This window comes from Candidatus Methylomirabilota bacterium (genome assembly GCA_035260325.1).
In the GTDB taxonomy this organism is placed as follows: Bacteria; Methylomirabilota; Methylomirabilia; order Rokubacteriales; family CSP1-6; genus AR19.
Genome location: DATFVL010000218.1, coordinates 1 through 6,952, shown reverse-complemented (window position 1 = coordinate 6,952; position 6,952 = coordinate 1). Strand labels below are relative to the sequence as shown.

Annotated in this window: 6 protein-coding genes; all 6 read right to left on the bottom strand. The window is 73.3% G+C overall.

Going from position 1 to position 6,952, the window contains the following annotated elements; translation table 11 throughout:
- Positions 1-995 (bottom strand): hypothetical protein (locus VKG64_13945; protein ID HKB26142.1); only part of this gene is annotated, 995 nt, incomplete at its 3' end.
- Between the two features lie 17 nt (positions 996-1,012).
- Entirely contained in the window at positions 1,013-2,680 is a 1,668-nt protein-coding gene (locus VKG64_13940) for a M48 family metalloprotease (GenBank protein HKB26141.1), read from the bottom strand.
- Entirely contained in the window at positions 2,680-3,366 is a 687-nt protein-coding gene (locus VKG64_13935) for a hypothetical protein (GenBank protein ID HKB26140.1), read from the bottom strand. The genes VKG64_13940 and VKG64_13935 overlap by 1 nt, the downstream gene beginning before the upstream one ends.
- Positions 3,363-4,178 carry a sigma-70 family RNA polymerase sigma factor gene (locus VKG64_13930; protein HKB26139.1) on the bottom strand — a complete coding sequence of 272 codons (816 nt, stop codon included), beginning with the start codon at positions 4,176-4,178 and terminating at the stop codon, positions 3,363-3,365. The genes VKG64_13935 and VKG64_13930 overlap by 4 nt, the downstream gene beginning before the upstream one ends.
- A gap of 39 nt (positions 4,179-4,217) precedes the next feature.
- Positions 4,218-6,068, bottom strand: coding sequence for a caspase family protein (locus VKG64_13925; protein HKB26138.1), 1,851 nt, complete (start codon positions 6,066-6,068; stop codon positions 4,218-4,220).
- 120 nt (positions 6,069-6,188) lie between these two features.
- Positions 6,189-6,952: gamma-glutamyltransferase (locus VKG64_13920; GenBank protein HKB26137.1), on the bottom strand; the 764-nt coding region annotated here is incomplete at its 5' end.

The following is a 6,952-nucleotide window of genomic DNA, read 5'->3' as shown; positions in this document are numbered from 1 at the left end:
GGGAGCCCGCTCCCGCCGTACTCGTTGATCCCGATGAGCAGCGCGTGCTGCGCGCCGGGCGCGAGCTCGCGCTGCTCCTTGCCGAGGACGATGACGACGGCGGCGCGGCTGAGGAACCCGCCCGTCCGGTCGGCGGCGAGGATGCGCTCGGCGTCCTTCCGCGAGAGCACGAGGTCGCCCTTCCGGGCGCCCGCGGCGTCGACGGCGCGGACGATCAGCGGGTTCGCGCCGGCGCGGCCGCCCTGCCGCGCGTCGACGAGCGCCGCCGCGTAGCCGACGGGCCCGATCTGCGAGAGCGAGGCGAGCTGCACGGTGCCCGGCCCGAAGACGATCTTCTGCGTCCCCTCCTCGATGATGCGCGGCGCCAGCGCCGGGGAGAAGCCCGCGTCCGACGCCTGCACGATGAGCCCGGTGTAGCTGTCGCCCACACGGAAGGTCGGGTCGGGCTTGTAGGGATCGGCCGGGCGCGCCGCGGACCAGCCCGCGACCGTCTCCGTCAGGCTCCCGGTCCCGCGCAGCCGGAGGCCCATGACCACCTCGGCCCACACCGAGCCGTCGGCGAGGTCTTTCACGTTCTCACTGACGATCACCGCGCCCTTGATCCGCGCCTGGACCGTCGAGCGCACGGTCTGGTCGAGGATCATCGCGTTCTTGACGATGGTCACACCGTCGATCGCCACGCCCTCGACGATCTCGGCGAGCTTCAGGTAGCAGAGCTGGCGGGCGGCGTCGAGGGCCAGTGAGCGCTCGTGCGCCTTGTTGAGGGCGAGGACCTTGTCGGCCGTCGCGCCCGCCTGCACCTCGATGTAGCCGTCGTCCCACTTGAGCCGGCCCGCGGTCTGCCCGCCGCCGTCCGTGATGCGCTGGTCGAGGCGGCTCTGCGGCGGGGGGTCCTTCCACCACTGTGCGGAGGCGGGCGCGGGCGAGAGGAGCGCGACCGTCGCGAGCGCGACACCCAGGGAGCGGATCGTTCGAGCCTCCACGTGACCCAGCATGATAACCGATAACCGGGCTATCGAGTCCCCGGCCGGCCGGCCCAGATCGCCTGGACGCGGTCGTTCACCACGAAGAACGCCAGCGGGCGCGACGGGAAGCCCCAGACGCTGAGCGCCTGGATTCCGTCGAGGCCCGCGGGCCGGCCGTAGACCGCCTCGATCCGCGCGACGCCGTCGCCGCCGCGCACGCCGCGCACCGTCACCGCCAGCGCGCCCGGCAGAACACCGACCGCCTCCACCTGGCCGTCGCGCGCGACGACCGCCACGCCGCGCTGTCTCCACACGACGAGCGTCAGCTCGCGCGCCGCGCTGCGCCCGAGGGGCAACCGGATCTGCCGCGTGCTGGGCTCGGCCATCCACTCGGCCAGGCGCGCCACGGGCATCCCCGGCGTGACGGCGCCCGCGACGTCGGGCGCGTCGCTCCGCGGCGGGGCCTCGGCGGGCCGGGCCGGCGCCCAGCGGCGCGCCTCGTCGCTCCGGCCCCCGAGCTCGTAGAGCCGCGCGAGGTTCGCGGCGATCTCGCGCTGGCCCGGCGCGAGCCGCGCCGCGGTCAGCAAATCGTCCTCCGCGCGCTTCGTGTCGCGCGCCTGGAGCGCGGCGAGCGCCCGGTTGTTGTACGCGGAGGCGAGCCCCGGGTCCGCCCGGAGCGCGCGGTTGATGTTCCCGAGCGCGAGCTCGCGCTCGCCGAGGTCGAGGTACGCGGCGCCGAGGTTGTTGAGCGCCGGCGCATACGCCGGGTCGGCGTCCACGGCGAGCGTGTAGTAGTAGATCGCCCGCTCCAGCCGCTGGCGGAAGAGCGGGTGCGGCGCGCCCTTCGTCGCCGGCACGCGCGTGGCGGCGTCCACCACGAGGAGGTGCCGGAACTCGGGGACGGGCGCGTACCGCAGCGCCTCCTTGTGGTACGCGACGCCCGCGGCGGACATCACTTCCCGGCTTGGGAAGATCGAGAGGAACTGCTCGAGGAGCTGCGCCGCATCGAGGTAGCTCCCGGTCGCGAGCAGGAAGAGCGCCAGGTGGAAGACCTCGAGGTGGTCGACGACCTCGCCCACCGCGTCACGGATCGTGGCGGCCCGTTCCCTCGGATTCGGGTGGAAGAGGTCGGGCCCGACGCGCTCGACGATCGTCTGGAGCACGGGGACCGCCGCCGCCGCCCGGTATCCCGCCAGCGCCGCGAAGAGCACGCCGAGCCGGTCGGCATCGAGCTCGACCGCGCGGTAGGCGCGCACGACCTGCTCGGGCGGGACCGTCGCCTTCCCCGGCGTCACGCTCGCGCCGAAGACGCCGAGCGAGTCGAGGAGCCCGTGGTGGTCGCGCGTCACGTGGGCCAGCTCGTGGGCGAGGACGAAGGCGAGCGCGTCGTCCGAGCCCGCGAGGTCCACGAGGCCGCGCGAGACGACGATGACGCCGCCGCGGAGCGACTCGCCGATGATCTTCGGGGTGTCGAGGACGTCCACCTCGACGAGGAGGCCCGGCCGCCGGCCCGCCGCGCGCAGGAGCTTCTCGAAGATCGCGTTCACCCGGACGACGGTGGGATGCTCGTCGCCGAGCCTGCCGTACTGCTCCCCCTGGGCGGCGAAGACGCGGCGCGCCTCGGAGAGCGGCAGCGGGCGCTCCTGTGCCTGCGCCGGATCGAGGCCGGCCGCGACGACCGCGAGCGCGGCGAGCACGAGCGCGTTCGGGCGCATCACCGCTTCAGGAGCTCGGTCTGGACGCGGAGGGCCCGCTCCACGTCGCCGGTGAGGAGGTACGCGTAGAGGAGGTACTGCTTGTACTGGGCGCTTCCCGGCGCGAGCCGGACCGCCTCCTCGAGCGGCGGGACCGCCTCGGCCGTCTTGCCGCCGAGGAGCAGTGCCACGCCGAGCCAGAACTGCGCCTCGTCGTTCGTGCCGTCGAGCGCGACCGCCTCGCGGAGCGCGGGCAGGGCGTTCGCGGCGAACCCGGGCGAGCCGTAGAAGGCCATCGCCTCCTGGAACTTCTTCTCCGATTCGGGCTTGACCGGCGCGCCGATTCCGAGCGCCTTGCGCGCCCCCGGCTTGTACTCGGGCGCCTCGATCGGCGTCGGCGGGATGCCGCCGGTCGCGATCCGCCGGCCCGTCGTGGCGCGGCCGAGCGCGAGGCCGACCACGAGGAAGGCGCACGCGACGCCCGCGAACGCCAGGCGCCCGGGCCACGTCCCGAACGCCTCTCGCAGCGCCCCGAGCCATCCTCCGCCCGCCGCGCCGAGCGGATCGGCGCGCTCGAGCTCCTCGAGCAGCGAGGCCTCGGCGGCGGCGCCGAGCGACGGCGGCACCGACGCGCGGAGCCGCTCGCGCCGCCACTCATCGTCGAGCCGCCGGGAGAACTGCTCGAAGTCGCGCTCGGCGCCGGTCATGACCGAGCCGTCTCCGAGAGGAGCCGCCACACCTCGGCCTTCGCGCGGCCGAGGAGCGCCCGGGCCTCGGCCGGCTCCCGCCCGATCTCACGGCTAATGGCGAGCACGGACCGGTTGTCGAGCCACCACGCGCGAAAGACCTTCGCGAGCTCGCCCGACAGGCGCGTCGCCACCTCGGCGACGCGCGCGCGCCAGCGCGGGTCGCCGGCCTCGACGTAGAGCGAGAGGAACGCGGCGTAGAGCCGCTGGCGGCACCGCGTCAGCGTCACCTCGACCGTGTTGATGCGCGTGCCCCGCGCGAGCTCCCGGATCGGCGTCCCCTCCATGTGGAAGCGCCGCAGGAGCTCGCGGCACCGCGCGTCGAGCCGGTCGAGCGCCCGCCGGATCCGTTGCCCTTCCTCCTCCTGTGCGAGCGCGTGGTCGGGGCCGAGCATCGGGTCCACCATGCCCTTCACGACCTCGCCGAGCGGCCGCTCCTCGCCGTCGGGCAGCGTCACCGGCGCGTCGAGCGACGCCGCCCAGCGCCGGTGGTTCATCGCTTCCACGCAGGCGCTGACGACCACTTTGTAGAGGTAGCTCCGGAACTCGCGCTCGCCACCGCTGAACCCCCGTTCCCTCAGCTGCTCGAGTCGCAGCAGGGCGTCCGAGACGATGTCGTCCGCCTCGCCCGCCACCGTGTGGCCCCCGGCCATGCGCCGGAGGACCCAGTGCGCGCAGCGCCGGAGCCGGTCGGCGAACTCGGCCAGGTCGGCCGGATTCGCCGCGCTCGCGATGGCGCGGAACAGCTCAAGCTCCGATCGGCGTGCACTCACTTTGAAGGGACGGCCTCCGGCCTGAGACCTTTCAGCGGTTTATCTGGCGGCGCGCGAGAGCGGCAGCGTGCCCTCGATCTCGCCCTTCATCAGCGGGCGCTGGCGCCCGCCCGCGAGCCGCGCCGCCCGGTCCACCTGGTCTTCCACGTACTCGTAGAGCTCCGATACGGTCACGATGCCGTCACCGTTGCGGTCGGCCTTGCCGCGGAGCCCCTCGAGCAGGTAGTAGGTGAAGATCCCGTGCCCCAGCGTCGGCGATTCCAGCGCGACCTCGTTCGGCCCGCTCGCCGTGATCACCACCCGCCCCCGGCTCCGCGTCAGCCGCTCCAGGAACTGGTCGCTGATGCCGCCAGCCCGGGTCTGCTGGCGCGCGAACGTGCGCCCGCCCGCCGTGCCGCTGTAGCACGTGTCGAGCAGCATCACCACGCGCTCCGACGGAATCCGCGCGAAGATCCGCTGGATCTCGTCCATCGGAAGCGCCGTCGAGTAGAGCGAGTCCGGGTCGGCGTTGCGCGGGATGAGGTACTTCGAGAGCCCGTCGCTCTCATTCCCCGCCGCGTCCACCTCCGGCGCGCCGTGGCCGGCGTAGTAGATCAGCACCATGTCGTCACGCCCGGGCCGACGGGAGAGAAAGTCGCCCAGCGCCCGGCGGATGTTCTGCAGCGTCGGTTTGTCGGGCGTCGCGTCGGTCAACAGGATGACGTTTTGCTTCGGGTAGCCCCCTTGGGTCGTCAGGAAGTCGTACATCGCCTGGGCGTCCCGTGCCGCGTACCGGAGCCGCGGTATCGCCTTGTTCTCGTACTCGCCGACGCCGATGACGACGGCCCAGCGGCCGGCGACCTTCGGCGCCGGCGGCGTCGCGGCGACCGCCGGCATCACGCGCGTCACCGTGCGCACCGACTGGGCGAAGTTGCCCGCCTTGTCCGTCGCCGTGATCTCGATGACGTTCTCGCCGGGCTGGAGGCTCGCCGGCGCGCGGATCGGCAGGCCCTTGCCGGTCACGCCGATGTCGCGCGACTGCGCGACCTCGATGCCGTTCACGGTGATCTGCACGCGCTCCACGCCGACGTTGTCGGTGACGAGGCCCAGGACAACGATGCTGTCGCGTTTCACCTTCGTCCCGGGCGGCGGGTAGTTGATGACGATCGTCGGCGCCTCGGTATCCGCGGAAGGCGCCGCGACCGCCGGCGGCGTCACGCGGGGCGGTGGCGGTGGGACCGCGATCGCCGGGGGCGGGGTGCGCGGCGGTGGAGGTTGCTGGGCGATCACCGGCGGCGCTCCCGGCTTGTCGGTGCCGGCGAGCTCCCAGTTGAGTCCGGGGAGATCGCCCTGCGCCTTCACGTAGCGCTGCACGTCGGGCGCGTACCAGAGACTGAACTGGCCGAAGTTGACGCCGACGCCGCTCCCCCCGAGTGGCACCGTTTCGATCTTCTCGGTGATCCGGAACACCCTGAACTTCCCTCCAGGCGTCGCGACCTCCTCGTGCGCGTCCACACGCCAGCCGACGATCACGGCGCCCATGAAGCCGTGCACGGTCCGATGCAGCTCCGACCGCCAGCTCGCACGGAACACGCCCCACTTCCCGACCTCGAGCGGCCAGGCGATCCTCGGCGGATCCATGTCGAGCACGACCCGCCCGTCGAGCACGATCTTCGCGACGCTGAGGTCCTTCGTGAGGTGGAACTCCTTGCCGGCGCCCGCCGTGAAGACGTAGACGTCCCTGTCGATCCGCGTCAGCGTGTACGTCCCGTCGCTCCGGGTCCACGTGTCGCCGACCTGGTAGGTCGGTCGCTCGGCGCGCGGGGCCTGGGCCTGGGCGGGGGCTGAGCAGACGGCGAGCAGGAGGCCGGCGAGCGCGGCGAGGAGGGCCCGAGCGTCGCGTTGCGTCATGACCGCCTTCCCACCTTGGTCGCCCCGAAGATACGCGAACTACGGGCGCGATTTATAGAGAAGACTTCGGCGCGAAGGCGACCTTACCCGCGCGAGATCGGTAGCTCGAAGAGCATCACGCTATCGGGCGATCGCGTGGGCACCGCGACGCGGATCGGCGCCGGTCCAGCGGGTGCCGTCCGGCCCAACTTGCACGGCGCACACCGCGCCCGCGCGCCACTCCCACTCGGGCCACTCGACGACGCCGTGGCCGAGCGCTTGGAGGGCGTCGCGCGTCTCCTTCGGGATGCGCCGCTCCACCTCGAGCTTGCCGGGGCTGTACGCGTGGGGCCAGAACGAGTCGGGGAAGCTCCGCGAGGCGACGCGCGGCGCCTCGACGGCGCGCTGGAGCTCCATGCCGAAGACGGTCGTGTTGAGGAAGACCTGGAGCATCGCCTGCTGCTGGACGTCGCCGCCGGGCGTGCCGAAGGGCATGAAGACCCGGCCGTCGCGGAGCGCCATCGCCGGCGCCGGCGTGAGGCGCGGCCGCTTGCCCGGCGCCACGACGCTCGGATGCTCGGCGTCGAGCCAGCCCTGCGAGCCGCGCGGCGACACGACGCAGCCCACGCCGGCGACGACCGGCGAATCCACGTTGGGATCGCTCGGCGTCGCCGAGAAGCCATTCCCGGCCTCGTCCACGACGGCGACGTAGCTCGTGTCGAGCGTGCCGGCCGATCCGCCCGCGATGGGGAGCGCGGCCTCGCGGCGGCGCTCCGCGCCGAGCCGGTGCGGATCGCCGGCCGGCGGCATCTCGGGCCACGCGCGCTCGCGCACGAGCGCGCGGCGGGCGGCGGCGTAGGCCTTCGAGAGAAGCCCGTCGGCGGGGACTTTCACGAAACGCGGAT

What these genes read in the sequence shown, in the direction of transcription:
- VKG64_13935 (HKB26140.1), bottom strand. Translation starts at nt 3,366, where the DNA reads ATGACCGGCGCCGAGCGCGACTTCGAGCAGTTCTCCCGGCGGCTCGAC.
- VKG64_13925 (HKB26138.1), bottom strand. Translation starts at nt 6,068, where the DNA reads ATGACGCAACGCGACGCTCGGGCCCTCCTCGCCGCGCTCGCCGGCCTC.
- VKG64_13940 (HKB26141.1), bottom strand. Translation starts at nt 2,680, where the DNA reads ATGCGCCCGAACGCGCTCGTGCTCGCCGCGCTCGCGGTCGTCGCGGCC.